The organism is Psychromonas sp. 14N.309.X.WAT.B.A12, from assembly GCF_030397575.1.
Taxonomy (GTDB): domain Bacteria; phylum Pseudomonadota; class Gammaproteobacteria; order Enterobacterales; family Psychromonadaceae; genus Psychromonas.
The window spans coordinates 135,557-161,417 of record NZ_JAPNXS010000005.1; the positions used below are offsets into that span (position 1 = coordinate 135,557).

At 36.0% G+C, this 25,861-nt stretch carries 19 protein-coding genes; 12 read left to right on the forward strand and 7 right to left on the reverse strand.

Going from position 1 to position 25,861, the window contains the following annotated elements:
• Positions 1-79: 79 nt before the first annotated feature.
• Together OW492_RS08515 and OW492_RS08520 are read left to right on the forward strand one after the other, a co-directional pair.
• A complete protein-coding gene (locus tag OW492_RS08515; protein WP_290039504.1) occupies positions 80-949 on the forward strand; it encodes a mechanosensitive ion channel family protein in 870 nt (289 codons plus the stop codon).
• Between the two features lie 65 nt (positions 950-1,014).
• On the forward strand, positions 1,015-2,361 hold the full coding sequence (locus OW492_RS08520) for a magnesium transporter (protein WP_290039505.1): 1,347 nt from the start codon (positions 1,015-1,017) through the stop codon (positions 2,359-2,361).
• A gap of 236 nt (positions 2,362-2,597) precedes the next feature.
• Here OW492_RS08520 and OW492_RS08525 read toward each other — a convergent pair whose 3' ends face one another.
• The gene (locus tag OW492_RS08525) at positions 2,598-3,446 is read right to left on the reverse strand and encodes a LysR family transcriptional regulator (protein ID WP_290039506.1); all 849 of its coding nucleotides are present in this window, start codon (positions 3,444-3,446) and stop codon (positions 2,598-2,600) included.
• 237 nt (positions 3,447-3,683) lie between these two features.
• Here OW492_RS08525 and rimK point away from each other — a divergent pair, with 237 nt between their 5' ends.
• From rimK to OW492_RS08540, 3 genes are read left to right on the forward strand one after another with little or no spacing between them, the layout of a single operon-like run.
• Positions 3,684-4,589 carry a 30S ribosomal protein S6--L-glutamate ligase gene (gene rimK, locus OW492_RS08530; RefSeq protein WP_290039507.1) on the forward strand — a complete coding sequence of 302 codons (906 nt, stop codon included), beginning with the start codon at positions 3,684-3,686 and terminating at the stop codon, positions 4,587-4,589.
• A gap of 4 nt (positions 4,590-4,593) precedes the next feature.
• The gene (locus OW492_RS08535) at positions 4,594-5,640 is read left to right on the forward strand and encodes a succinylglutamate desuccinylase/aspartoacylase family protein (protein WP_290039508.1); all 1,047 of its coding nucleotides are present in this window, start codon (positions 4,594-4,596) and stop codon (positions 5,638-5,640) included.
• Position 5,641: 1 nt separating this feature from the next.
• Positions 5,642-6,076, forward strand: a complete 435-nt coding sequence (locus OW492_RS08540; protein WP_290039509.1) for an ATP-dependent zinc protease — start codon at positions 5,642-5,644, stop codon at positions 6,074-6,076.
• A gap of 48 nt (positions 6,077-6,124) precedes the next feature.
• Here the strand turns inward: OW492_RS08540 and OW492_RS08545 are convergent, their stop codons facing one another.
• Positions 6,125-6,604, reverse strand: a complete 480-nt coding sequence (locus tag OW492_RS08545) for a cytochrome b562 (protein WP_290039511.1) — start codon at positions 6,602-6,604, stop codon at positions 6,125-6,127.
• A 961-nt stretch (positions 6,605-7,565) separates the two neighbouring features.
• On the opposite strand from OW492_RS08545, the gene OW492_RS08550 reads away from it, so the two are divergent.
• From OW492_RS08550 to OW492_RS08560, 3 genes are all read left to right on the forward strand, one after another.
• Entirely contained in the window at positions 7,566-8,492 is a 927-nt protein-coding gene (locus OW492_RS08550) for a tripartite tricarboxylate transporter substrate binding protein (protein WP_290039512.1), read from the forward strand.
• Positions 8,493-8,556: 64 nt separating this feature from the next.
• Positions 8,557-9,006: a tripartite tricarboxylate transporter TctB family protein gene (locus tag OW492_RS08555; RefSeq protein WP_290039513.1), complete on the forward strand. Its 450-nt coding sequence runs from the start codon at positions 8,557-8,559 to the stop codon at positions 9,004-9,006.
• A 9-nt stretch (positions 9,007-9,015) separates the two neighbouring features.
• Positions 9,016-10,503 carry a tripartite tricarboxylate transporter permease gene (locus OW492_RS08560; protein WP_290039514.1) on the forward strand — a complete coding sequence of 496 codons (1,488 nt, stop codon included), beginning with the start codon at positions 9,016-9,018 and terminating at the stop codon, positions 10,501-10,503.
• Between the two features lie 100 nt (positions 10,504-10,603).
• Here the strand turns inward: OW492_RS08560 and OW492_RS08565 are convergent, their stop codons facing one another.
• Positions 10,604-11,794 (reverse strand): potassium/proton antiporter, encoded by a 1,191-nt coding sequence (locus tag OW492_RS08565; protein ID WP_290039515.1) that lies wholly within the window; start codon positions 11,792-11,794, stop codon positions 10,604-10,606.
• A 401-nt stretch (positions 11,795-12,195) separates the two neighbouring features.
• Here OW492_RS08565 and OW492_RS08570 point away from each other — a divergent pair, with 401 nt between their 5' ends.
• Together OW492_RS08570 and OW492_RS08575 are read left to right on the forward strand one after the other, a co-directional pair.
• Positions 12,196-13,314: an FIST C-terminal domain-containing protein gene (locus tag OW492_RS08570; protein WP_290039516.1), complete on the forward strand. Its 1,119-nt coding sequence runs from the start codon at positions 12,196-12,198 to the stop codon at positions 13,312-13,314.
• A 15-nt stretch (positions 13,315-13,329) separates the two neighbouring features.
• A complete protein-coding gene (locus tag OW492_RS08575; protein WP_290039517.1) occupies positions 13,330-15,147 on the forward strand; it encodes a bifunctional diguanylate cyclase/phosphodiesterase in 1,818 nt (605 codons plus the stop codon).
• 55 nt (positions 15,148-15,202) lie between these two features.
• Here the strand turns inward: OW492_RS08575 and OW492_RS08580 are convergent, their stop codons facing one another.
• The 4 genes from OW492_RS08580 to OW492_RS08595 form a co-directional block, all read right to left on the reverse strand.
• Positions 15,203-18,262 carry a chemotaxis protein CheB gene (locus OW492_RS08580; protein ID WP_290039518.1) on the reverse strand — a complete coding sequence of 1,020 codons (3,060 nt, stop codon included), beginning with the start codon at positions 18,260-18,262 and terminating at the stop codon, positions 15,203-15,205.
• Positions 18,263-18,331: 69 nt separating this feature from the next.
• Positions 18,332-20,917 carry an EAL domain-containing protein gene (locus tag OW492_RS08585; RefSeq protein ID WP_290039519.1) on the reverse strand — a complete coding sequence of 862 codons (2,586 nt, stop codon included), beginning with the start codon at positions 20,915-20,917 and terminating at the stop codon, positions 18,332-18,334.
• Positions 20,918-20,996: 79 nt separating this feature from the next.
• Positions 20,997-21,416 (reverse strand): response regulator, encoded by a 420-nt coding sequence (locus OW492_RS08590; protein WP_290039520.1) that lies wholly within the window; start codon positions 21,414-21,416, stop codon positions 20,997-20,999.
• A 29-nt stretch (positions 21,417-21,445) separates the two neighbouring features.
• Positions 21,446-23,347 carry a CHASE domain-containing protein gene (locus tag OW492_RS08595; protein WP_290039521.1) on the reverse strand — a complete coding sequence of 634 codons (1,902 nt, stop codon included), beginning with the start codon at positions 23,345-23,347 and terminating at the stop codon, positions 21,446-21,448.
• 476 nt (positions 23,348-23,823) lie between these two features.
• Here OW492_RS08595 and hpxO point away from each other — a divergent pair, with 476 nt between their 5' ends.
• Entirely contained in the window at positions 23,824-24,978 is a 1,155-nt protein-coding gene (gene hpxO / locus OW492_RS08600) for an FAD-dependent urate hydroxylase HpxO (protein ID WP_290039522.1), read from the forward strand.
• A gap of 246 nt (positions 24,979-25,224) precedes the next feature.
• Positions 25,225-25,854, forward strand: a complete 630-nt coding sequence (locus OW492_RS08605; protein ID WP_290039523.1) for a TetR family transcriptional regulator C-terminal domain-containing protein — start codon at positions 25,225-25,227, stop codon at positions 25,852-25,854.
• Positions 25,855-25,861 lie beyond the last annotated feature (7 nt).

Below are 25,861 nucleotides of genomic sequence, written 5' to 3' on the forward strand. Positions count from 1 at the left end.
ATGATTAATTAATGAGATTAAAGTAAGTTATTGTTAAAATTAATAAAATAGAAAGTTATTAACACAGGTAATACTAATTATGTTTGAAAAACTACAGTCAATAGATCTCTCAAGCAACACTTTTTTTCAAGCGTTAATGAATAATAATACGGTACTCACTATCATCTTAATTTTAGTGTTAGTAACCTGTAAAATTTACCTTTTAAAAGTAGTAGAAAAAAAAGGTAAAAATAATAAACGTTTAAAAATCAATATTGTAAATAATACTATTACAATACTCATCTTCATTGGTATTTTTAATATCTGGGCTGAAGAGTTCCATAAATTTGCCATCTCCATTGCCGCTTTTGTGGTTGCCATCGTGATCGCGACCAGAGAATTTATTCAATGCTTTATTGGTTTTTTATATATTGTATCGAGCCGCCCTTTTCGAATTGGCGACTGGATACAAGTAGGTGATTATTACGGTGAAGTACACTCTATTGATTGGGCAAAATTAACCCTCTTAGAGGTCAATAGTGATTCTTACGAGTACACTGGTAAAACCTTATATGTGCCTAACAGCAAATTAATCACTTCTTCCATTAAAAACTTAAACTTTTTAAAACGTTACGCGATGCACCATTTCACAATTACCAGAGACGGCAGTGTTAATCCTTTTGTGTTTTTAGATATTTTATACGAAAAAGCACATGGTTATTGCGCCGATTTTAATGATGTTGCTATACGTTATAACCAACTCATTGAAAACCGTTTGGATGTTCATATAGCAGGCCCTGAACCGCACATCCAAGTTGCAACTTCAGATATTGGTGATACACAACTTATTTTCACTATTTTTTGCCCTACTGAACGCGCACTCGAGATAGAACAATCATTGACAGCTGACTTCATGAAATTGTGGTTTGAACAGCAACAAATGAATAATAAAAGCGATCATTCAAATTAAGTGATAGCAGCAAACAATGCTGTTTTATACTGCCCACGATAACCTCAATAATAACAGGAGGCATGATGTCATTAGATTTATTACCTGATTATATCGATAAAATTAATCATCATTTTGAAGCCGAAGAAGATATACAGTCGCTGGTAACAGAGATCTACGAGCAACTGTCTGATGAGCAAATTGCCATTTTATTAGAGTCATTTCCACTTAAATTAAGACTTAATTTATGGGAAGCGCTTAGCGATGAAGCACAGCAAAATATCTTTATCGTCATGAAACATGAGTCTAGAGAACTTTTACTCAATACTTTAGAAGATGAGCAATGTTTTCCATTGTTAACCAAGTTAGACGCGGTACATCTATTAGAACTTTCTGAAAGTTTAAATGACCGGTTTATTGACTACGCTGTTAGCAACATGAACGCTAAACAACGTAGTTTATATAAAAAATCATGTGATTATGCGCTAGATGAAGTGGGTCACTGGCAAAACTTTACCGAGATTCAAATACCACAACGTTTAAAACTGTCGGCTGTCAAAAAAGTATGTAGTAAAAAATTACCGACCTTTACTGAAGTAATATATATAGTCGATGATAATGCGGTATTGGTAGGAGAAATTGCACTCAATGCTATCTTCAAAGCACAAAGCGACCAAGAATATCAGGACGCCATTGAGAAGAATATTGAGTACATATTAAGCAATGAGAATATTGCGGACGCTTCTGAAAAACTCATTGATTTAGACCGTTCAGCTTTACCTGTAATCGATGAAAACCGGTGTTTAACAGGTCGTTTGGATTTACCAACAGCTTACCGTTATAAAGAACAAATATTAGAAGCACAATTAAATCAATCTGGTGGTCTAGTTGAAGAGGAAGACCTATTTAGCAACGTATGGCAAAGCTCAAAGAATCGAGCTGTATGGTTAGGTATTAACTTAGTCACTGCCTTTTTAGCATCATGGTTTATTGGCTTATTTGAAGCCACTATTCAGCAGGTGGTTGCTTTAGCTGTATTAATGCCAGTGGTGGCTTCTATGGGAGGAATTTCTGGGAGTCAAACCATCACCCTAATTATTCGCGGTTTAGCTTTAGGGCAAATTAATGATGCCAATAAGAAAAGCATCATAGCAAAAGAGCTGAAAGTAGGCGCTATAAATGGCATATTATGGGCCTTTGTGATCGGTGCTATTACCTTTGTCTGGTTCGATAACCCATTACTATCGTTAACTATTTTTATCTCTATTTTGGGTAATATCGTAATTGCGTCTTTATCTGGTGTGTGGGTACCTTGGATATTGAATAAATTCAATATTGACCCTGCCTTATCAGGTTCAGTGGTATTAACAACCGTCACCGATATTTTTGGATTTATTGTTTTCTTAGGTCTGGGAAGTCTTTTATTACTCTAATTTTCTTTAAGGGCATACTTCATAGTGCCCTTTCTTTTTAGTCTTTATCATTTAACCTCAGCCATGATTAAAAAAATTAAAATCAAATGGTTAGATAACTCATTAGACAGTGCTGTAATTTTGCGTAATTAAGGAGAATGATTGAGGAAATAACGGGTTATTGAAAAGTAATTTAACGCATAAATCCATATAAATAGCAGTGTTGCTCCACTTTTCTTATCCAGTATTGGGATTATTTACGTTCTCACATGTGGGAATAGTTGTAAAACTTGCTCTATCATTTCTATTTTTTGATTATTCGCCAAGTAATTGGCATAAATATCACGACGAAATACTGGCGCATCATCAACTAAAAATAGTTGATTACTCTTTAAGTATTCAAAAGTAATTTGTCTTGGTAAGTAAGCAGAACCACCGGCATCTAAAATAAAGTTTAAAGCAATTCTCGGTTGACTCATAAAATGTTTCGCTTCTGGTGTATCTGGAAACTCGCGCAAATACTGTGCCGCAATTGATTCTCCATAGTCCACCATAATAAAGTCCTGTAATTGCACTTGGTTATATACATAATCAGGATTAGTTGTAACTAAGTGCAGTGGTACAGTTGCTACTTTTTCAGAAATAATCTCACCGACAAAAGTTGGCTCAAACAAGAAACCAATATCCACCACTCTATTCAACAAACTCTTACGTAACTCCGGTGCATTGTAAGTGTTGGTTAATAAGCTCACCTCATCAATATTTAAATGAATTTTTTGTAGCCAGTTCTGTAATACAATATCCCAAATAGTACTTTTTGCCCCTACTACTAACTGCATTGAATGTTGTGCGCTGATACCCACGTCTTGCTTGGTTTTTTGCCACATCAAAATCAATTCATTTGCATGCTTAATGAGTCTATGACCTTCCGGTGTTAACTTTAAATTTCTATTACTTCTGTCAAATAATAGTACCCCTAAATCATCTTCTAATAACTTAATTCGAGCACTAACAGCAGATTGAGTGATAAATAGATTTTCTGATGCGATACGAAAATGTAATGAGCGACTAACTTCTAAAAATGTTTTTAATAACTCTATTTTCATACACTCACCACTAATCAAAATTTTTAATCAAAGACCACAAAACAATTAATTTTATTATATAGCGTTTTGTTTATACACTCCACGCACTTAATCTGAGTCACCATTAAATACACTAAAAATAGTCAATATGGCTAGTATGCAGTTATCTGCAAGAGTTCCTATTTTGCTCAGATTTTTAACCTTTTATGCGAACACTATCGCAACATAATCTGTGAAATATCACATAGGAATTAACTCATGAAAATTGCCATCTTATCTAGAAATCCAAACTTATACTCTACTCGTCGTTTAAAAGAAGCTGGTGAAGCACAAGGCCATCAAGTTGATATCATCGACACATTACATTGTTACATGGATATTACTAGTAGCCGCCCTACGGTACGCTATCATGGTGAAGAGCTACCGCAATACGATGCTATTATCCCACGTATTGGTGCATCGGTGACTTTCTATGGAACCGCTGTTGCTCGCCAATTTGAGATGATGGGCACTTTTAATATTAATGAATCAGTGGCAATCAGCCGCTCTCGTGACAAATTACGTTCAATGCAATTATTATCGCGAAAAGGTATCGGCATGCCACGTACAGGCTTTGCTAATAAACCAGATAATATTAAAGACTTAATTAAAAACGTTGGTGGCGCGCCAGTGGTAATTAAACTGCTTGAAGGCACACAGGGAATAGGTGTTGTATTAGCAGATACAGCTAAAGCAGCAGAAAGTATTATCGAAGCATTTATGGGACTAAAAGCGAATATTTTAGTCCAAGAGTTTATTAAAGAAGCTGGCGGCGCAGACATTCGTTGTTTGGTAATAGGCGGACGCGTTGTAGCGGCAATGAAACGCCAAGGGGCAGAGGGTGAATTCCGCTCTAATTTACATCGTGGTGGCTCAGCAGTGGTGGTCAAACTATCCAAAGAAGAACGTGAGACAGCCGTTAATGCCGCTAAGATAATGGGTCTGAATTTCTGTGGTGTTGACCTATTACGTTCAGAAAACGGACCAATGGTAATGGAGGTTAACTCTTCTCCTGGTTTAGAAGGTATTGAAAAAGCAACGGGCATGAACATCGCGGGCATGGTTTTCGATTTTCTTGAAAAAAGCCCAAAAACAACAACCAATAAAACACGTGGTCGAGGTTAATTAGATGAAAACATTACGCATTGGCGAGTTTGATATTTTACCGGGTACACAATGTAAAATTGAATTACCCGTTGCCAAGTTATATACAGATGCTGAAGTATCATTGCCTGTACAAATTATCCGTGGAGCTAAAGATGGCCCCACTATTTTTATTAGTGCAGCTGTACATGGTGATGAGTTAAACGGTATTGAAATTATTCGTCGTTTAATTAATAAACCTAATTTTAAAATAATCCGCGGTACTGTAATTGCAGTGCCTATGGTGAATGTTTATGGTGTTGTGAATCAAAGTCGTTATATGCCAGATCGACGCGATTTAAATCGCTGCTTTCCAGGGTCAGCAAAGGGTTCATTAGCGGCGCGTGTCGCACACATATTTTTAACACAAATAGTGCAACATTGTGACTATGGAATTGATTTACATACGGGGGCAATCCACCGCTCTAACTTGCCACAAATCCGTGGTGACATGAACGACCCTGAAACTAAAACATTAGCACAAATATTTGCATGCCCAGTGGTATTACACTCTAATGTAGTAGATGGTTCATTACGTGAATCTGCTGTGGACAATGGTACTAAAGTACTTTTATACGAAGCAGGTGAAGCATTGCGCTTTGATGATTTCTCAATTAATGCCGGTATTAAAGGCATCGAGAATGTGTTGCGCCACCTAAAAATGATGCGTCAAATAACCTCAAAACGTAAGTTAAAAGAACCTTATATTGCCAATAGCAGCGGCTGGTTACGTGCCAATGCCAGTGGTGTTGTTAAACATTTAGTTGAACTAGGTGACCGCGTAACAAGTGGCGATAAACTAGCAGAAATCGGCAGCCCTTATGGTGAAATTTTAGGGGTCGTTAAAGCAACTCGCTCTGGTATTTTAATTGGCCAACAAAATATACCACTAGTGCAAGAAGGTGAAGCTATGTTCCATATTGCATACTTTAAAGAAGACGATGAAGCAGTATTTGAGCACATTGAATCAGTACAAGATTTCTTGCGCCCTGAAGATGATTTAAATCGTACCAGTGCGACAGGAAATAAATAACATGCAATCTAAAGATAAAATGATTATTGGTCGCCTTGAATCAATAGATTTACCTGAACTAGGTATTAAAGAGATGCAAGTGCGTGTTGATACTGGAGCAAAGACCTCATCATTACATGTTGATAATATTGTCAAGTATATGGACAAGGGACAACCTTGGGTAAAATTTGATATTCACCCTGATATTCATAATGTCAAAAGGTTGATTTCTTGTAGCGCTTTAATTAGTGACATTCGCAAGATTAAGTCATCCAACGGTACTTCAGAGGAACGTTATGTCATTGAAACACCGATGACCTTAGGCAGTGAAACATGGCCGATTGAAATAACCTTAACTGACCGTGCTGATATGAACTATCTAATGCTATTCGGACGTGAGGCGATTGGTAAGCGATTACTGGTTGATCCTTCGAAAGTATTTTTAGCCAACCGTTAAAGTTTTAGATTAACGCAGTATTATTGTACTGCGTTAATCAATCTACCGCTAATTTTTACAGTTTTGGCGGAAAGATTTATGCCCTTGTTTTTTCTGTTGATTCACTATTTCTAACAATGAGCTGATCTCAGCAGGGTCTGAACTTGCTTTGATCTTTTTAAAGGTATGAGTCATTTCACTTATTTGCTGTTGGTATTGCTTATACTGCTGTTTTTGCAGTTCGGTCAATTCATTAGATGATTCACCATGTTCACCATCCATATTTTCAATGACCACTGGCATTAATGCTTCAGCCTTGCCACTTAACATAATCAATTCATTAATATGATCTTGCATTTCTGCTTTATTATCAGCCTTGAAACCTTTGTTGTAAGCTCTTAACTCGCTTTTAATATACTTCATCGTATCGCCCAATACGGTTTCTTTAATGCCACAATGTTCGGCATGTGCAAACACTAAACTAGCAGGTTGAGTAAAAAATAATGCACCTAATAAAGTAAAAGCTAATTTGCTTTTGATCATACTCATCGTAATATCCTTTTAAAATGGAGAGGGGTAAATAAGGAATATACTCAGCTTACAAAAATAACACTACATTCAGTGTTATTTAACCTCAATTTTAGAAAGTGAAAGCGGGAGGATTTAATGCAAAAGTCTGCAAAAATAGCAATATTGCATCGTTTTACTTACCCATAACTGAGGCTATTTAAAATATACCCAAGCCTGTTGCAGCAAAGAATCTATTATCAACGAAATCACTTCTATCCAAATAATGCTACAGGATAAATAGATGAAATAGGGTTAATTATGTCGATTTATATATACAACATTAGCGTTCAACTAACACCCAAACCACTCCCTTTCATAGGTTTATAATATTACAAAATAAATATTCATCGAATATCGTCCCAAATATGGAATAACCAATTAAATGAATATAACTATTTCTCCACACATTTAATAATCACGCCAAGAACTCAGGGCCCAAAACCTTAACCATCCCTTTTAAAATCAATGTAAAAAGCTATTTATTATTTTAAATATAAAAAATAAAACACCTAAAAATAGATAAATAACAGCTTAGTTATCTTAAAAAATTCATTAAACCTTCTATTTCATTAATAGAAAAAGAAGAAATTAATAAGAGAAAAATCACATTAAGTCATACTTATAAAACAATAAACCAATAAAGAAACAGATAAATTTAGTTGTAAAAAAAACCAAAAATCAATGAAAGATCTCATTTCCTGACAAAGAACGCATTTTGTCGATCACTTTCGTGACCTATGCAATGCTAAAAAAATAATCTTCCTTTACTCTTCGATTACAAAGTTTTAACAAATAAAGTTTGTTTTATTGAATTTCCTGAATCAGCTTTTGATTCATTTTTACAGGTAAAAACATAAAACTGTTTTATTAAAGATTAAAACAAACGTCAGAAATAGTGATTAAGAAAGAAGCCATTTTTATCCATAAAAGGAATGAAACGATGAGAAAACTACTTAAAACAGCACTGATCAGCGCAGGATTAATTATGTCGGCAAGTACATTTGCAGCTGATTATCCAGCTAAAAATATACGACTAATTGTGCCATTTGGCGCAGGTGGTGGTACAGATGCGGTGGGCCGTACTTTAGCAAACAGTGCCAAAGATATTTTAGGTACCAGTATTTCGGTAATGAACAGAACTGGCGGCGCAGGTGCGGTAGGAATGAGCTTTGGCGCGCAGCAAAGACCTGATGGGTATACGTTAACAGTGGTAACTCGTGAGATTGCTTCATTACCACAAATGGGATTAATGCAGCATACAGCTGATGATTTTAAGTTAATTCGTATGGTTAACTTAGATCCTGCAGTTATTTTAGTGCCTGCTGACAGCCCATTTAATACGGTCAACGATTTAGTCGCAGAAGCAAAGAAAACACCTGGAAAAGTTAAATTCGCATCGACTGCCGCTCCTAACTTTTACTTAATGGCCTTAGAGCAAAACCAAGATATCAAATTAAATGCTGTACCTTATAACGGTTCGGCAGAAGCTATTCCTTCAGTACTAGGTCACCATACGCAAGTAACTATGGTGACACCTGGTGAAGCAATTGCTCAACTTCGTTCTGGTCAATTAAAAGCATTAGGTGTGATGTCAGAAGAACGCATCTCTTACATTCCAGATGTACCAACATTAAAAGAGCAAGGTTTAGATGTTACAACCGGTACATGGCGCGGTATTGGCGCACCTAAAGGCACACCTGATGAGATTATTGAAATTCTAGGTAACGCTTTTGATCAAGCAATGGCCTCTGAACAATTTAAAGAGTTCATGGCAAAAGGTGCAATGACTATTCACCCATTAAAAGCACAAGAGTTCACTGACTTTGTTAAAGAAGATACCAAAGTATTAAGTCAGTTTATTAAATAATAACAGGCGCTAAATAGGGTTAAGGTCAGCCTTAACCCATCTTTCAATCAATAAAATGGGAGGTATGATGCTCAATCGCCATCTAGTACTACCAAGCTTCGTGATTATCTTAAGCTTAGTCATATTGGGCTTTATCACTCAATTTCCAGAGCCTCTATATCAAGCTTCTCCGGTGGGTGCTGGTTTTTTTCCTACTGTAATTGTCGTGATTCAAATCTTAATATGCTGTGTGTTGATTATTCAGCATCAACGAAAGAAACAGGTCGAGCAGGAGCAGCCACTTTTATCTAGCCACTCTATTTTTGGTTTTACCTTATTAGTAGGCTATGCAGCTTTAATTACTTTGGTGGGTTATTTACCAGCGAGCCTAATTGGTTTTACTTACTACTTAATTTATTACCGCGTTAAAAAACCGATCTATTATGTGGTTGCTTGGGTGTTTGTTTTAGCGATCTACTTTTTATTTTCAGACGTGTTTATTATCTCCCTGCCTGAAGGCTTACTCTTTTTCTAGGTTATTATTATGATGGAATATTTACTCAGTGGGTTTGCCTCTGCCTTTAGTATGGAGGTTTTCCCGGTATTAGTATTAGGTGTTTTAGGTGGGGTAATTTTAGGGGCGCTCCCTGGATTAACAGCTACCATGGGCGTTGCAATATTATTACCTTTTACCTTTTCAATGATGCCAACCCCCGCATTAGTAATGTTAATTGGGGTTTATATTGGTGGCATTTATGGTGGTTCAATTGCCGCTATATTATTAAAAACGCCTGGTACACCAGCATCTGCTGCAACCGTACTAGATGGTCATACAATGGCTATTAAAGGACTTGCAGCAAAGGCATTAAGTATTGCAGCTGTTGCATCGTTTATTGGTGGTTTAATCAGTACTGTTGTATTGATTGGTGTCGCCCCAATGCTAGCAGACTTTGCTTTACGCTTTAATGCGCCAGAATACTTTGCATTAGCCTTATTTGGATTAACGATTATTGCTAGTGTATCAGCTAAAAATATAATGAAAGGCTTATTAGCCGGTACTATAGGCTTATTAATCTCTATGGTCGGATTAGATCCAATCAGCAGTGTTCCTCGTTTCACTTTTGGCGTGTTAGATCTATACAGCGGCATTAACATTATCCCTGTGTTAATTGGTTTATTCGCCATTGCCGAAGGGTTAAATCAACTAGAAAAAATCGCCAGTGATAAACAGGATATCCCGCCAAAGTTTAGTTACAATTTTTTAAGCTTCTCTGACTTTAAAAAGATTTTACCAACCAGTATTAAAAGTGCATTGATTGGTACCTCTATTGGCTCTGTTCCCGGTGCTGGTGCCGATATTTCTGCCTTTGCTTGTTATAACGAAGCCAAGCGAGTTGCTAAAAACCCCGAAGAGTTTGGAAATGGTTCTATGCACGGTTTAGCTGCAGCTGAATCAGGTAATAATGGGGTAACAGGCGGTTCATTAGTGCCCTTACTTACTTTAGGTGTTCCAGGTGATGCCGTTTCAGCAGTATTATTAGGCGCATTAATCGTGCAAGGTTTAACACCAGGGCCTCTTTTATTCACACAAAACCCAGAAATTGTTTACGGGATTTTTAGCTCCATGATTGTGGCTAATATAGTGATGTTAATTATTGGTTTTTTAGGAATACGCTTTTTTTGCAGGATTATAGAAGTGCCTAAAATAATGATGATTCCTATTATTATCTTCCTTTCAGTAATTGGTGCTTATGCTATTAATAATTCAATGTTTGATGTGGGTATTGCGATTACGTTTGGTTTATTAGGCTTTATTTTAAATAAACTCGACATTCCCTCTTCACCTATTTTATTGGCGATCATTCTGGGGCCGATGGCAGAAACAAACTTAAGAAAATCATTGATCTTGTATGAAGGAAGTTGGTCATTTATATACGATAGACCGATTGCATTAGCCTTTATTTTATTTGCTATCTTCTCTGTTTATTCCACTGTAAAACTGAAAAAACGCGAATTAAAAAAACAGAAATAAAGCGTTAATAGAGTAGCTAAACAAGCAATATTATTATCTTGTTTAGCTACTATTAACGCTAAATGTTAAAAGCAGAAATGAGGTGATATTTAAGAGGTTCTTATTTTTCTATATTAAGCTGTAACTTTTTAGCTAAAGGCTCAATGGCAGCCCCCTGCAAAAATACAGAAATTAAAACAATAAAGAAAACCATATCAACCATAATTAAAGATGATTCTACGCCAGCTGCCGCTGGGATTAATGCAAATACAATTGGCGTTGCACCTTTCAAACCAATTGAGGAAATAAACAAACGTTTTCTCCAAGTTGTTTTGGGGAAGAACAGATAACATATTTGCACTGCTAACGGTCGAGCAATCAAAATTAATAGTAGAGCAGGTATAATCGATTGATATAAAACATCAAATAATTGATTTGGAAAAATCTGTAATCCAAGTGCAATAAACATTAGTGCTTGCGCTAACCAAGATAAGCTATTAAAAAAATGTTTACTTATTTCCCTGCCTCGCTTTAAACCATTACCAATTATTACCCCAACCACATAAGAGGCGAGTAATATATTGCCGCCAGCCAGTTCACTACCATAAGTAGCTAAAACAAAACTCACTAAAACAAACACTGGGATGAGGCCGTACTCTTCCAGCTTGATATGATTCAACAGCCATATACATAAGCGTCCAACACAAAATGCAATAAACAAAGCACTAAAGATTTGCGTGACCAACTCTAAGCTAACATCACTTACAGATACCGCAGTTTCTGGTGTTAATGCCATTCCTGTTAATAAAACAACTAGAATTAATGCAATCGGGTCATTAGTAGCAGATTCAAACTCTAATACTGTATCCGTTTTCTCTTTTAGTTTTAATTTTTTAGATTGTAGTATAGAAAATACCGCTGCAGCATCAGTAGAGGAGACAATGGCAGCAAATAAAAGACACAAAATAAAGGAGAAGTCTAATAACCACCATAGAATAAGCGAAAAGAATAATGTCGTTAATAGCACACCCAAGGTAGATAAAACGCTTCCTTCACGGTAAGCAACACGTACACTTCTTTTGGAGGTGTTTAGCCCCCCAACAAATACAATAATATTAAGCGCAATACTACCGACTATTGATGTTAATGCGAAATTATCGTAAACAAAATCAAACTCACCATTACCAAATAATAACCCTACTCCCATAAAGATAAGCAAAGAAGGGATACCAAAGGTACGCGATGGATGGTGTAGGAGAATACCAATACCAATTAAGGCAGCAATACAGATCAGTATAAGTTGGTATGACATTAGCTATTTATTTTCCTTCTGTAGTAGTCATTATTATTAGGCTGTAGGATCAAAAGAAACAGTCGAATGCTGTATCTTATTTATTAAATGATAGTTTAATTGTACTGGATAATAGAATTAAAAGAATCCAATTATTATATCTTTACTGAAGATTAATCTTCAGGCTACATACGACTTTATAAAAACATAAAAGTTTAAAGCCCACCTAAAATACGCACCAACTGGCTAGATACAAATCAACTTAGTGAAGGAAATAGAGTCTAACTAATCACAAAGTGGGATATTGATTATAAAACACTTAGGTGTATTAAAAAAAATAGGCTATATTTTTATTTCACATAAATATTACCAAGTCATTTTAGCACCCCATATTAAATACTGTTAAATAAGGAGTAAGCGTTATGACAGAGGCTTCTATTGTTCGATTTACGAACAGTTCCTCTATAGATGAATTAAACATAGCTATTAATATTGTTTGCCAAGAAAACATCCAAGGCCTGTTGTTATTGACCTGTGTCGATAACAATTACCTTGAACCACAGATCAATAAAATACTATCTGATTGTCAGTTACCGATCGGTGGAGGTATGTTTCCTAAGATTATATATCACGGAAAAAATTACTCACAGGGTGCGATTATTGTTGGTTTAAGAATTAAGCCAGAAATCATTAATTACCCTATGTATAACAGTGATGAACGTGATATTGACCAGTACATTCAAAGCAATAGCTTAGTTATTCAACATCATAAAAGCTTTCTTATCCTTTCCGATGCATTATGCAATGCCAGTGAAGATTTTGTTGACCACTTTTATAATTATATGGGCTCAGGCGTGACTGTCATTGGTGGAGGTGCAGGCTCTTTAGATTTTTTACCGCGGCCTGTCATTTATACAAATCAAGGAGTTAAAGGTTATATCACACAAGTTATTGCACTACCTTGCTCATTAATAAATAGCATCGGTCATGGTTGGGAAATTGCTGATGGCCCATACTTAGTTACTTCCGCAGATGGGCATTATGTCCACTCGTTAAATTACCAATCAACTTTTTCATTATATAAAAAGGTGGTTCAGCAACAAGTTGCTGTGCCTCTATCAGACAACTTTTTTGTCGAATACGCAAAAAGTTTTCCGCTAGGGATGGCCTCTTTAGATGGAGAAATTTTAGTAAGGGATCCGATACAAACCAATGCTTCATATTTAGAATGTGTTGGTAATGTATTAGTTAATTCAATGGTTTATTTACTAAAAAGTGATAAACACAAAATGTTAGCTTCTACTCAAAAGGTAGCTAATGAAATTGCTCTAGATAAACAAGAAAACAAGACATTACTATTGTTTAACTGCATCAGCAGGGATTCATTTCTTGGAACAGATATCAACGAGGAATTAAGTATCATACAAAACACCCTGCCAGAAACGCCATTAATTGGTGCCATGGCATTAGGTGAAATTGCAAATACGGATAACGGATCTATTCGATTACTTAACAAGACTACGGTACTTGGCGCATTTTAAGGATTTAACTGCTAAATGAATACAGCGATGCACATTATGTCGATTCAGCACCAATTAGTATTAGCCATTGGTGAAGAAACTGATTTAAAGAAAATGTTATACACATTCTTACACCTTGCTGGGCAATGTTTGAATACCACTAATAACCATATTTTCATCATGCAAGATAAGCAAGGCACGCCTGTATACCAACTAAATAACGACGCTTCTATTCAACATTTTTTAAGTTTCCCCACTAGAAAAGAGGGAATCCACACAAATCAATCATCGCAGTTAATGAATTTAGTCACAGATTTTTCCGAAAAAAATATTGACTCAGAAGTTACCCAATTCAACTCATCATTTTATTATTTGTTTAAATTAGGTGAATTTGGAGTCTTTATTATTGAGCGAAAAAATGCCCTTAGTAAAGAGATTCAAAGCGCCTTACCGCAAGTTATTAATAAACTCACTAATAGTTGTATCGCCTCTATCAATTACCACACTATGGTATTTGAAATTAAAATGCGTAAAGAGGTGGAGGCGCAAATTCGTTATCAAGCTACCCATGATGATTTAACTGGTTTATATAACAGAATGGAAGTACAACGTTGCTTAACTAAAGCTATCCAAGCAACCACAGTAGAAAAAAAGACAGGTTATGTGCTATCCATTAATTTAATGAATTTCAAAAGTATTAATGATGCAATTGGTTATCATGTTGGCGATAAAGTATTACGACAAGTAGCGGATAGAATTAAAAACTCTACGGACAAAGAGACCACTATTGCGATCTTTAATGGTCATGAATTTATTTTAATTATTGACCATTTACCAGCAAACAAGATGAAAGCACAACTTATCATTGGCGATATTATCGCTGAAATCATTCATACCATTGAACACCCTTTTGAGCTGGCAGAAGGGAACTTCTCTTTATCTTGTTTTATTGGTTATGAACGATTTACCGATAACAGTAAAACAGCTCAAGATATTATTAAAAATGCCAGCATCGCGATGTATGAAGCATTTAAAAAGTCCAAAGATAAAGCCCTCGCTTATAAATTAATTATGTCAGAACAACTTAACCAACATATACGTTATACCAAGGAGATTAAACAAGCCTTAATCAATAATGACTTTGAATTACATTACCAGCCACAATTCGATCATCTATATAACATGATAGGTGCAGAGGCATTGTTAAGATGGAATCATCCAACACGAGGTTATGAGTCGCCCGCAGTTTACATCCCTATTGCTGAAGAAAGTGATTTAATTATTGAAATAGGCAACTATGTATTAGAGCAAGCATGCCGAGATATAAAACGTTTAAGACAACGTGTTTTACCTACTTATTTCGAACAAATCTCCATCAATGTGAGCGCTAAACAACTTGCTAAACGAGACTTTGTAAACAACGTAATCGCCATGGTTAACAAATATCAAATCCCCGCTTCTTCGTTAAAAATAGAAATAACAGAAAGTATTATGATGGGGAATTTAGAGCGGTCTATTGATGGTTTAAATACCCTGTTAAAATTTGGCGTAACCTGTGCGATTGATGATTTTGGAACCGGTTATTCTTCGCTAGCCTACCTAAAACGTCTACCTGCTAGTTTACTTAAAATAGATCGCTCTTTTGTCACAGACATTCATTTAGATCAAAGTAATAAAGCTATCATTAGTATGATTATCCAACTTGCGAAAAGCGTTAATATGGAGGTTATTGCAGAGGGTGTCGAAACTGAAAAAGAAGTGAATTGTTTGATTGAATTAGGCTGTTATAAATTTCAAGGTTACTACTTTAGCCGCCCTATCACTTTTAACAAGTTACTCGAATACAGACATTAATAAAAAGCGATTAAGTTCCCCCCTAATCGCTTTATGATTTCACAATAGTTGAACGTTAACGATCAGAAATTTCAAACCTTTGTACAATGTCTTTAATCTCTTGACGCTCTAGCACATAATCAATACTACGTACCAATAAAGGCTTAGATAGTTCGTCTTTACTAATCACATCAATGACTTCATTTGAAAGGAAGGATTTATCCATTACCGATTCTTTTTGACCTGATAATAAAATAATAGGTGTATCTATATTCTTGATCTTCATTGCTTTCACAAAATCTTCTGCAGTGTTTGGACCTAACTGATAGTCCAATAAACATACATCTACATTCATACGCCCTGCTAACTCTATGGCTTCTTCTAGGGTTTTAGCTTCTACAATGGTATAAGAGCGCTCTTCAGACGCTTTGAAGTATCTTTGCACTCGTAAACGATCCACTGCATCATCATCCACCACCATCACTGTCACATGTTGATTAACTTCAATACGATGATGTAAGCGTTTCGAGCGATTAATTAACAGCGCTTTAAATTGCTCCTGTGCTTGCACCAACGCATTTTCCACAAACTTTAGCCTAGATATGTTAGTAATCGTAATAAGCACACCATGTTGTGCTGTTGCGCTCATATCATCACTAACCGCATAAGGCGCCATTCGTATTAAAGCAGTTTGTCCCGCTTTAGTGAGTATATCCTGCTCTACCACTTCTCCTTTAGTACTAACATTACCAATTTGAGTTAAGAAGTCGCTGTAATCTAACTCATGAGAAATATGATGAATTGGACGACCTATATCCGACGTTCGTAAATTAATGTAGTTAGTTGAATGTGGCGTGTATTTACGAATAGTTAAATTTTCATCAAGGAAAATAATACCTAAATCCGTAGAATTGATGACGTTATCTAAGTCCATATTCGCTTCTGTTAATTGCGATATTTTCTCTTGGTATTCACTGTTAACCGTATATAACTCTTCATTGACCGACTGTAGTTCTTCATTGGTACTTTGCAGCTCTTCGTTAGAAGACATTAGCTCTTCATTACCAGATTGCAGCTCTTCGTTGGTTGTTTCCAACTCTTCGATAGTCACTTGTAGATGCTCTTGTTTTTTAACCAGCTCTTGCTCCAAGTCATGAATGCGCTGTAAAGACTGCTCTCCACCATCAAAAGTGATTGATTTAGGTGACTTTCTAATAACATCACCTTGTTCGTGCACGATAAATTGTAAAATATACGAACGAGGAGAACTTTGATGATCACTTTGCTTGACCATAAACACAGCCAGGTCAATGAAGCTTGGCACACCATTTAAAGTACAAGCAACATCGCTATAAAAGACATCTTCTTGATTCTTTTCACTGCGGTATAATGCGGTAGAGACCGCAATAGCAAGATCGTCACAAATCATATCTTTGATATTTAGACTAACTTTCCCTCGCCCTAAACCTTTGGTATAAGGAGTCATATCACCATAAACATGGACAGCATCAAAACGCTCATTTAATACAACACAATCCGGAGCATAGTGATCAATTAAACGCTCCATCACCATATTATATTTATTATTACTCACCATTCTTGAAGAGTGTATATTGGTAGAGGAGTTGGCCGATATCACTGATGTGGCTACATTATGTTTCAGTGATGCTGGTTCTTTTGCAGGTAAACGCGCCGCACTCACTTTTTGGAAAATACGCGTTCGCTCATCAACCGTATCAAAGTGAACAGCCATATCGCCTAACGATTCAGAATTGCCTAAAAATAAATACCCATATTGCTGTAGAGCAAAATAGAATGATAAAAACACTTTCTGTTGTGCATTTTGCTGGAAATAAATTAACGTATTTCTACAGCTAAGCAGGTTAATATTTGAAAATGGAGGATCTTCAATCATATTCTGTTGGGCAAATATAACCATCTTACGTAGCTTAGCAGATACAACATAAGCATTGCCCGTAGGTTCAAAATAACGATTTAATCGACTCTTAGAGATATCTTGTACTATTTCAGCAGCGTAAACACCTGTGCTAGCTTCCGCTATCGCATCTTCATCCACATCCGTTGCAAAAATTTTAACTTGACGATCAATTTTATACTTCTCTTTTGCTTCATCAAACAAGATAGCAATAGAATAAGCCTCTTCACCTGACGAACAACCGGCTATCCATACACGAATAGGGTCTTTACCATTCCCCGAAGTTAATACCTTATGTACTGCCACTGATGTTAATTTATCAAAGGCTTCATCATCACGGAAAAAGTGCGTTACATTGATCAACAACTCTTTACTTAAAATAGACACTTCTCTTGGAGAGTCAGTCAATAATCGTAAATAAGCATCTAGTGTTTTTAACTGGTTAATCCCCAGGCGACGCTCGATACGGCGAGATACTGTAGAGGGTTTATATTGCGCAAAGTTAATTGAAGATTGCTTTTTTAATATATCGAAAATGTCTTCTAATACCTTACTGTCAGCATCAGAGGCAGTAAAAGAACTCACAGGCGCATCACCTTTAATCGATGGGTGGTTAATAAAATCTACTAGGCTTTTACCCATTTCGCTTGGTAACAATACCATATCGGCCAACCCCGTTTGATAGGCATTGGTTGGCATTCCATCAAATTTTGCAGAGTCAGTTTTTTGTACAACGACTAGTCCACCGGCTTCTTTCATAGCGCGAATACCACGAGTTCCATCAGTACCTGTACCGGATAAGATAATTCCAATCCCTTTATGTTGCTGATCTTCAGCTAAAGATCGTAAAAATACATCAATAGATAAACACGGTAACCGGTCTGGCATCTGATCTGATAATAGAAGTTTACCTTCAGTTATCAACATATTCTTACGAGGTGGCATCAGATAAATAGCATTGGCTTCGATATCAATACTATCGGAAACTTCGTAAATAGGCATATCCGTGTATTTTTTTAACAATTCAGACATCATACTTTTATAGTCAGGCGAAAGGTGCTGTACAACAATATACGTGGCACCTGTATCAGATGGGAGATGACCAAAGAACTCCTGTAGCGCTTCTAAACCACCAGCTGAAGTACCGATACCCACGACATGTGAAGGTGTTTTATGTTGTGTATTTTTAGATCTAATCACATGCATCTCGCTATCTATAATAGTATAGTTATATAACTTATTGTTAAAATTAAGAGTTAATATTAATTTTTAATGTTTCGATACTTTGTATTGTTTTAATAATTCACAAGCATTACTTTGTGCTAAAGGTTTATGAAAATAGTAGCCTTGATGACACAAGCAACCTTGCGCAATTAACCAATCTTTGGTTTCAATATCCTCGACGCCTTCTGCGACTAAACCTAATTCAAGCATTTTACCTAGGCCTATAATCGCTAAAACTATTTTTTCAGCTTCATTGTCTCGAAGAATATCCATTACAAAGCTTTTATCTATTTTGATGTAATTTAATGGCATTTGACGTAATAAACCCAAAGACGAGTAACCCGTCCCAAAATCATCAAGGGCAATTAAAAACCCAGCTTCTTTTAGCTTTCTTAAATTCTCTCCAGCAATCGTAGGGTCTTGTATAAAAGCAGTTTCTGTTACTTCCAATGTAAACCAGCTTGGATCTATTTTTTCTTTTTTAAACAATGCAATAACTGAGTCAGAAAATTCAACAAGGTGGAGTTGTTTAACAGATAAATTCAGGCTTATTTTTTGTGGGTGAACCAATAAATCTTGTTCTATCCACGATTTAACTTGCACAATAACCTGGTAAAATAACCATTCAGAGAAAGCTTGAATTAGCCCATTCTCTTCCATTGCCAAAATAAAAATATCAGGACTGATTACCCCTAACTCGGCATTTGACCAACGAGCTAACACTTCAAAGCCCATAATATTTTTTGTCTGGGCTTGCATTAAAGGTTGTAATACAAAAGAAAATCCAGATTGTGTTAAGTTATTCAAGTCTGTAGTCAAATAATTTAATAACGATAAATCCTTCTCAAAACCAGCTTCATAAAAACAAAATTGGTTTCGCCCTGCATCTTTTGCTTCATATAATGCTAAATCAGCCTTTCTTAGAATATCGCTGGGTTGCACATTATGCTCTGTCGCAATGGCCACCCCAACACTGCAAGAGAGAACCATAGACTTACCTTCGATCTTGAAAGGTAAGTTGACTGCACTCACTATTTTATTAGCAATAGGAGCAATAACACTTTCTGTCATCAGGTCAGTGAAAATAATAGCAAATTCATCTCCCCCTAAACGTGCAATGGAATCCTCATCTCGAACCACCGACTTTAAACGTTTAGCTACCTCTTGAATGACTAAATCACCTACATGGTGCCCCAATGTATCGTTAATATTTTTAAATCGATCTAAGTCTAAAAACATTAACGCACTAATACCGTGACGTGGGACTCGAGCCAGAGCAAATGTTAATCTATCTGTAAAAAAGGCGCGATTAGATAGCCCAGTTAAGTGATCATAATTAGCCATTTTCTGTAGTTTTTTTGAGTGCGTTCGCTCTGCCGATATATCCATCATAGTAAAAATGAAACCAGTCACCTCAAAGCGATCATTAAACAACCCAACAACATTAATAGACACCCATAAATTACGTTCTACTAGCGATACCAATTCAATTTCGCCTTTATAATTATTAGAGTGAGAAATCGATCGTATAATCTCTAATTGGAGTTCGTTAGCGTTAAGGTTATTAATAGATGAAAGCCAGCCTTGTTCTAATGATTGCTCCTCATTCTGTCCAGTATATTTAGCCCAAGTTTGATTGGAGTATGAACAATTAAAGTTTTTATCTGTTTGCAAAATAGCCATGGGAACAACACTAGTTAAGGCATTGAACCTTTGCACACTGGCATTATAAATTTCTTGATTAATGCTCACTTCCGTTTTTTCATTGATCATTAATCCAAAACAGTGACTATTTAAATAATTTACATCAAAGAGATGAATATCAACATGAATGGACTGATGTTCATTTAAAACCAATTTTACATTTGACCACTGTTGTTTTTCTAAGTGGCCTAAGAAAAAGAATTTAGTGATAACAGTTAATAAACGAAAAGCAATACTTGGTAATGTTCTATTAACTAACTTTTCAATAGACGGCCAACCGCGTTCTAGATTTGAGTTAAAAAGGCTTTGAGCTGCAAGGTTGGATTTTAATACTTTAAACTCATCATTAAAAATAAACGCTGGGTGAAAGGTATTTGTTAATAAAGATTCTAAGATAAGCTTGCTTTGGTTATCAGATGAAGTATTGAGTTTATTTTCAACAAGCCCAGATGGAGATAGCGTTAAGCGTTTTTTTTGATTTTTTAAAAGTGTAATAGTCGCTAATAGAAATGGATTTACATCAATTAATTTTTGGGAATGAAAAGACAACGCTATATTCACTAACACGATAATAGCGTAAATATTTTCACTTTCACCGATTGGGATATAACGTAAATTATCAATGTACTTATTACTCAATAACCCATCATCAACTTGATCTATTGCCTTATCGTAGAAATAAGGAGTGACCATACAGTCTTTATCCATAAAGTAATCAGTTAAGTCTTTGGTTAGCTGGTTTTTAATGGGCTCAAACAGCATATCAGGTGCAATCACAACCCGAGATTCTAGATTAACATTATGTGTATTCAATTCATCATCAACTAAAAAACCTAGGGCATAATCTGATTGATTAATCCTAGCTAATTTTTCTACACAATGTTCCAAAATGTCATTATTGGATTTTGTAATTTGCTGTAATTTCAAAAAAACCTCTTCCTAGTTGAGTATTTTTTTATTATTCGAGATAAAACGCTGTCATTTATAAAAACAATGTTCCCCATCATTATTTGGGCAACATCACTACTCGCCAATAACAATCTAATAATTTAATGACTTTATCAAAACCAGCCTTCACATCAGATTTAACAATATAACCTGCTATATTCTCATTGTAAGCAGCTACCACATCTTGATCCGCAGAAGATGTGGTCAAGACAAAAATAATAGAGTCTTTTAACCTATCATCTTGACGGATATGTTTTAAAAACTCTACCCCCCCCATAATCGGCATATTTAAATCTAATAGTATAATGTAGGGGCGAACTAAAGCAGCTGGCTCTCTTAAAATTGCTAATGCATCCACTCCATTTTTTGCTCGAGTAATAGGGTTAGCTAATTTTAATTTTTTAAAGCCTCTCTCTACCGCTTTAGCATCAATGTCATCATCTTCTACCAACAAAATGCTTACTTCACTATATTCCATACATGCTCACTTTATATTTAAATCAAAAATTATTTATCTGAAACGTTTTTAGGCCAAGTGAAATAAAAAGTGCAGCCTTCACCCTCACTAGACTCAATTTCTACCCGTCCGTTGTAATGCTCAACTATTTTTTTAATTAACGCTAACCCCATGCCACTTCCTTCCGTTTCATCTCGTGGTTTGAGTGTTTTGAACATTTTAAAAATTTCTTCTTGGTATTTAACAGAGATACCAGGCCCATCATCTGTAACACTAAACTGGTAAAAATCACCTTCATCCGCACAATTAACACTAATCGAGCCCAACTCTTTATGATGATGCTTAATCGCATTATTCAATAGGTTACGTATTACTTGCTCAAAAGGAGCTCTAAACGTAGAGAAGATAGGTAACTCCCCCTCAATATTTAAAGAAAAACTATTCAAAGGTGAAACTAATACAAATAGGTCATTTACTAATACATTACTATCAATTTCAGAGATACTATCTGACCGATGATTAACTTGAGAATACTCTAGTAAGTCATTTAACAGACTTTCTAAGCGCCCGATCCGATTTCTCATCATTTTAAGGTGATCTGGGATCTCTTCTAAGTTCCCCTCTTCAATGTCCTCGATTACCCAAGTGGCTAACTGGTCGATGCCTCGTAATGGAGCTTTTAGATCATGTGATGCCACATAAGCAAATTCATCTAACTCTTTATTTGATCTAGCTAACTCTTCTGCATATGTTTGCGCATTAAGCTTTGCTTGTTCAGCCTCTTTCATTAATCGAGAAAGTAAAACTCGTTGTTTTTCCAAAATATCTACATTTTCTTTAAGTTGCGAATTTTTATCCGCTAAAGACTGAGTACGTTGTGTTACTTTTTTCTCTAAACTACTATTTTGACTTTTTAGTTCTTCACTCAGGAGAGTAATACTTCTCGCTCGCTCAATGGAAACAAGCAATGCGTAGATAGCAATACCAAGTAATAGACTAATCGTAATACCTCCAGCTAAAACCCACTTAATAACAGGAGGAGACTCAAGACTTTCTATCAATTGTTGATTTAATGAAACATGCAACTGCCATTGACGTTCAGGTACCTTTAAATCATAGCTAAAAAAGTGAGAAGTTGTATCCATTCCATATAACAAGTCCACATGGTTAACATCAACATCTAGCAAAGTGAGCTCAAGCCCTTTTATATCTGCATATTTTTTAGCGCTTTCCATCAAAACATCGATTTTAAAAACACCCGTCACATACCCGCGCAATGCACTTATGCGTTGTTCGATAGTGTCGGTTGCTAAACCTTTGTTATAAACAGGTGCAATAATTAATGCCCCAATCAAACTTCCCGCTTCTCGTACTAAATTGATTTTACCGGTAGTCGACATCATGCCACTATTTCTAGCAAACTCTAATGAATTACGACGAACCTCATTACTGCTTAAATCGTAACCCAATGCTTTTTTGTTTGATTGAATTGAACTGAAATAAGTTACTGGGGTATATTCATCTTTATCAGGACTGACAATTAACTGACCATTCTCGTCTCGTTGCACAATATTAAAGCCAGGATATTCAGCTCTTAATCGCGCTAGATATTCACTTTTTTGTTCTGATTTAATTAAAGGAACCCAACTTAGAGCTTGAATGTAATTACGACTTTTTATATCTAAAATTTCCATGTAACGATTAAATTCAAGTTGTGATATTCCACCTTTACCCACACTATAAAATGCTTGTAAACCACGCAAATCATTAAGGGATTTATCGATAGAGTCTTGAAGGTAGTTTGAAACTTGCTTTGCAGTGTTCTCTATTTTTAAAGCGCTTTCTGACTTTAATTGACTAGCTACTTTCAAAGAAACTGAATAAGTACTTAAGATACCGAATACACTTATAACGACAGAAACCGCAAGTGACTTAATAGATATTTTTTTCAATGAAAAATCCTTTAAAAAGTAGGAGTACATGTAAAAATTCAAGGTGAACTTAATAGCAAAACATTATGGAGATTTTAGTTTATTAGAAAATGAGCTCATATTGACTAATCAATAAAAAGTATAGCACTAAAAACAGTTACCTATTTTAAAGTACAACCGAAACTTCCCCTTTTATTTATATCTTCCTTTTTATTCGATCTTGATACCATAATTTAACTTTCCTACATCAACCTAACGCACAAATATAGAGCGAATCGCACTATCATGTAGCAAAAATAACTAGATTAAATACCCAACAAAAAACTAACCATATGGTAAGTAAATGGTTTTAGCCTTTTCTTAGGTTGGCACGTTGGTTGCAATACCTTCAATACAGCAATGTATTAGCAACCAATAAATGCATAGAGAAATAACAAGATATCGCTAATACCAATAGACCGAAATTAAATAACAACGCATTAAGAAAGGGAAATATCATGAAGGCATTAATAATAGGCGCAGGTATTGGCGGTATTTCAGCAGCAGTATCACTCAAGCAGCAAGGCATTGAATGCGAAGTATTTGAAGCAGTAAAAGAGATAAAACCAGTCGGAGCAGCCATTTCGGTTTGGTGCAACGGAGTGAAATGTATGAATCACCTCGGCATGGGGCATATTATGGATAAACTAGGTGGTCCGATGCTCAATATGGCCTATCAAGATGGTAAAACCGCAGCAATAATGACACAGTTTAGTCTAGTTCCGTTAATTGAAGAAGTTGGGGAGCGACCATGTCCTGTGTCACGTGCAGATTTACAATCAATGATGATTGATCATTGGGGTAAAGAGAAAATTCAATTTGATAAACGTATTGAACGTGTAGAGCAAGATGAGCAAGGTGTGACGGCTTATTTCACCGATGGTAGTCGCGCACAAGGTGACTTTATGATTGCAGCTGATGGTGCTAACTCTGTAGCGCGATCATTTGTCCTCGGTCATTCTGTCGAAAAACGTTATGCAGGTTATGTAAACTGGAACGGTTTAATTGATGTTGATACATCAATAGCACCAGCAGATCAGTGGACAACCTTCGTTGCCGACGGGAAACGCATCTCCCTAATGCCTATTTCGGATAACCGTTTCTATTTCTTTTTTGATGTACCACTACCATTAGGTTTAGCCGAAGATCGAAGTACCGTAAAAGACGATCTTAGCGGATACTTCTCAGACTGGGCTGAGCCAGTACAAAAACTTATTCAAGCCATTGACCCATCTACGACTAATCGCATTGAGATTCACGATGCTGAACCATTCACTACCTATGTTGATCGACGTATTGCTCTATTAGGGGACTCTGCTCACCCTACGACACCAGATATTGGTCAAGGAGGTTGTTCTGCAATGGAGGATGCAGTTGTACTCGGTCAAGCTTTTACAGAAACAAAAGATATCCACACTGCGCTGTTAGATTATCAATCTAAACGTAATCAACGTGCGAAAGATCTAGTACTCAAAGCCCGTAAACGCTGCGATGTAACACATGGTGTTGATATGGAAGTGACTCAAGCGTGGTACCAAGATCTTAAAAAAGAGACTGGTGAAAATATAATGGCAGGTTTAAAAGAGACGATCATCAGTGGCCCTTTGGGCTAAAAAATCGATCCCGCATTACGATTTAATATTAAATTTCATCATTTAACCAATAAGTATGCTGATATTGACTAACAGGTATTCAAGAACCTGTTTTTCAGCATACCCACCCTTAACTAATGCAAACTAATAAAGCCTTTATCGGCGATTAATTTCAGTTAGATATAGTGACTATAAGCAACTATAAAACCCGTGTATTATCGTCTTATCATTTATATTTATAAAATCGATTCACCTATAGGGAAAACAATGAGGAAAAGCAATAAAGGCAGAATAAGAGCCGAAAAGACACAAATAATATTACAAGCAGCTGAAACTGAATTTGTTAAACATGGTTACAAAGGTACGAGCATTCAGGCAATTTCAGACGCAGCAGGATTGCCTAAAGCTAATCTATTATATTATTTCCCTAGCAAAGAAAAATTGTACGACGCACTACTAAAAAACATTATATCTATTTGGAACCAAGCCTTTACCGAGATTACCGAAGAAGATGATCCAGCCAAAACACTTGAGCAGTATATACACAGCAAAGTGGAACAAGCGATTCATTACCCTAATGCATCAAAAATATTTGCAGCTGAAATCATCCAAGGAGCTCCCAACCTAAACGAGTACCTACGTACAGAAACTCGCACTTGGTTAAAAGACAGCTGCAAAATAATAGACAGCTGGATTGCACAGGGAAAGATGAAAAAAGTAGATCCTGAAAAGCTAATCTTTTTAATTTGGTCCAGCACACAACATTATGCCACTTACCAAGCTGAGTTATTGCTCATTACAGACAAACCAGAATATCTACAAAAAGATATTACCCAAATTAGTACATTTTTATGCGAGATGGTGCTATCGGGTTGTGGCCTAACAGCGAGTAAATAAACAACAG

Bases quoted from the DNA above. Each gene is read 5' to 3' on its own strand.
- OW492_RS08540 (WP_290039509.1), top strand. From the start codon at position 5,642: ATGCAATCTAAAGATAAAATGATTATTGGTCGCCTTGAATCAATAGAT.
- OW492_RS08565 (WP_290039515.1), bottom strand. From the start codon at position 11,794: ATGTCATACCAACTTATACTGATCTGTATTGCTGCCTTAATTGGTATT.
- OW492_RS08550 (WP_290039512.1), top strand. From the start codon at position 7,566: ATGAGAAAACTACTTAAAACAGCACTGATCAGCGCAGGATTAATTATG.
- rimK (WP_290039507.1), top strand. From the start codon at position 3,684: ATGAAAATTGCCATCTTATCTAGAAATCCAAACTTATACTCTACTCGT.
- OW492_RS08545 (WP_290039511.1), bottom strand. From the start codon at position 6,604: ATGAGTATGATCAAAAGCAAATTAGCTTTTACTTTATTAGGTGCATTA.
- OW492_RS08555 (WP_290039513.1), top strand. From the start codon at position 8,557: ATGATGCTCAATCGCCATCTAGTACTACCAAGCTTCGTGATTATCTTA.
- OW492_RS08570 (WP_290039516.1), top strand. From the start codon at position 12,196: ATGACAGAGGCTTCTATTGTTCGATTTACGAACAGTTCCTCTATAGAT.
- OW492_RS08535 (WP_290039508.1), top strand. From the start codon at position 4,594: ATGAAAACATTACGCATTGGCGAGTTTGATATTTTACCGGGTACACAA.
- OW492_RS08525 (WP_290039506.1), bottom strand. From the start codon at position 3,446: ATGAAAATAGAGTTATTAAAAACATTTTTAGAAGTTAGTCGCTCATTA.
- OW492_RS08605 (WP_290039523.1), top strand. From the start codon at position 25,225: ATGAGGAAAAGCAATAAAGGCAGAATAAGAGCCGAAAAGACACAAATA.
- OW492_RS08520 (WP_290039505.1), top strand. From the start codon at position 1,015: ATGTCATTAGATTTATTACCTGATTATATCGATAAAATTAATCATCAT.
- hpxO (WP_290039522.1), top strand. From the start codon at position 23,824: ATGAAGGCATTAATAATAGGCGCAGGTATTGGCGGTATTTCAGCAGCA.
- OW492_RS08590 (WP_290039520.1), bottom strand. From the start codon at position 21,416: ATGGAATATAGTGAAGTAAGCATTTTGTTGGTAGAAGATGATGACATT.
- OW492_RS08560 (WP_290039514.1), top strand. From the start codon at position 9,016: ATGATGGAATATTTACTCAGTGGGTTTGCCTCTGCCTTTAGTATGGAG.
- OW492_RS08575 (WP_290039517.1), top strand. From the start codon at position 13,330: ATGAATACAGCGATGCACATTATGTCGATTCAGCACCAATTAGTATTA.
- OW492_RS08515 (WP_290039504.1), top strand. From the start codon at position 80: ATGTTTGAAAAACTACAGTCAATAGATCTCTCAAGCAACACTTTTTTT.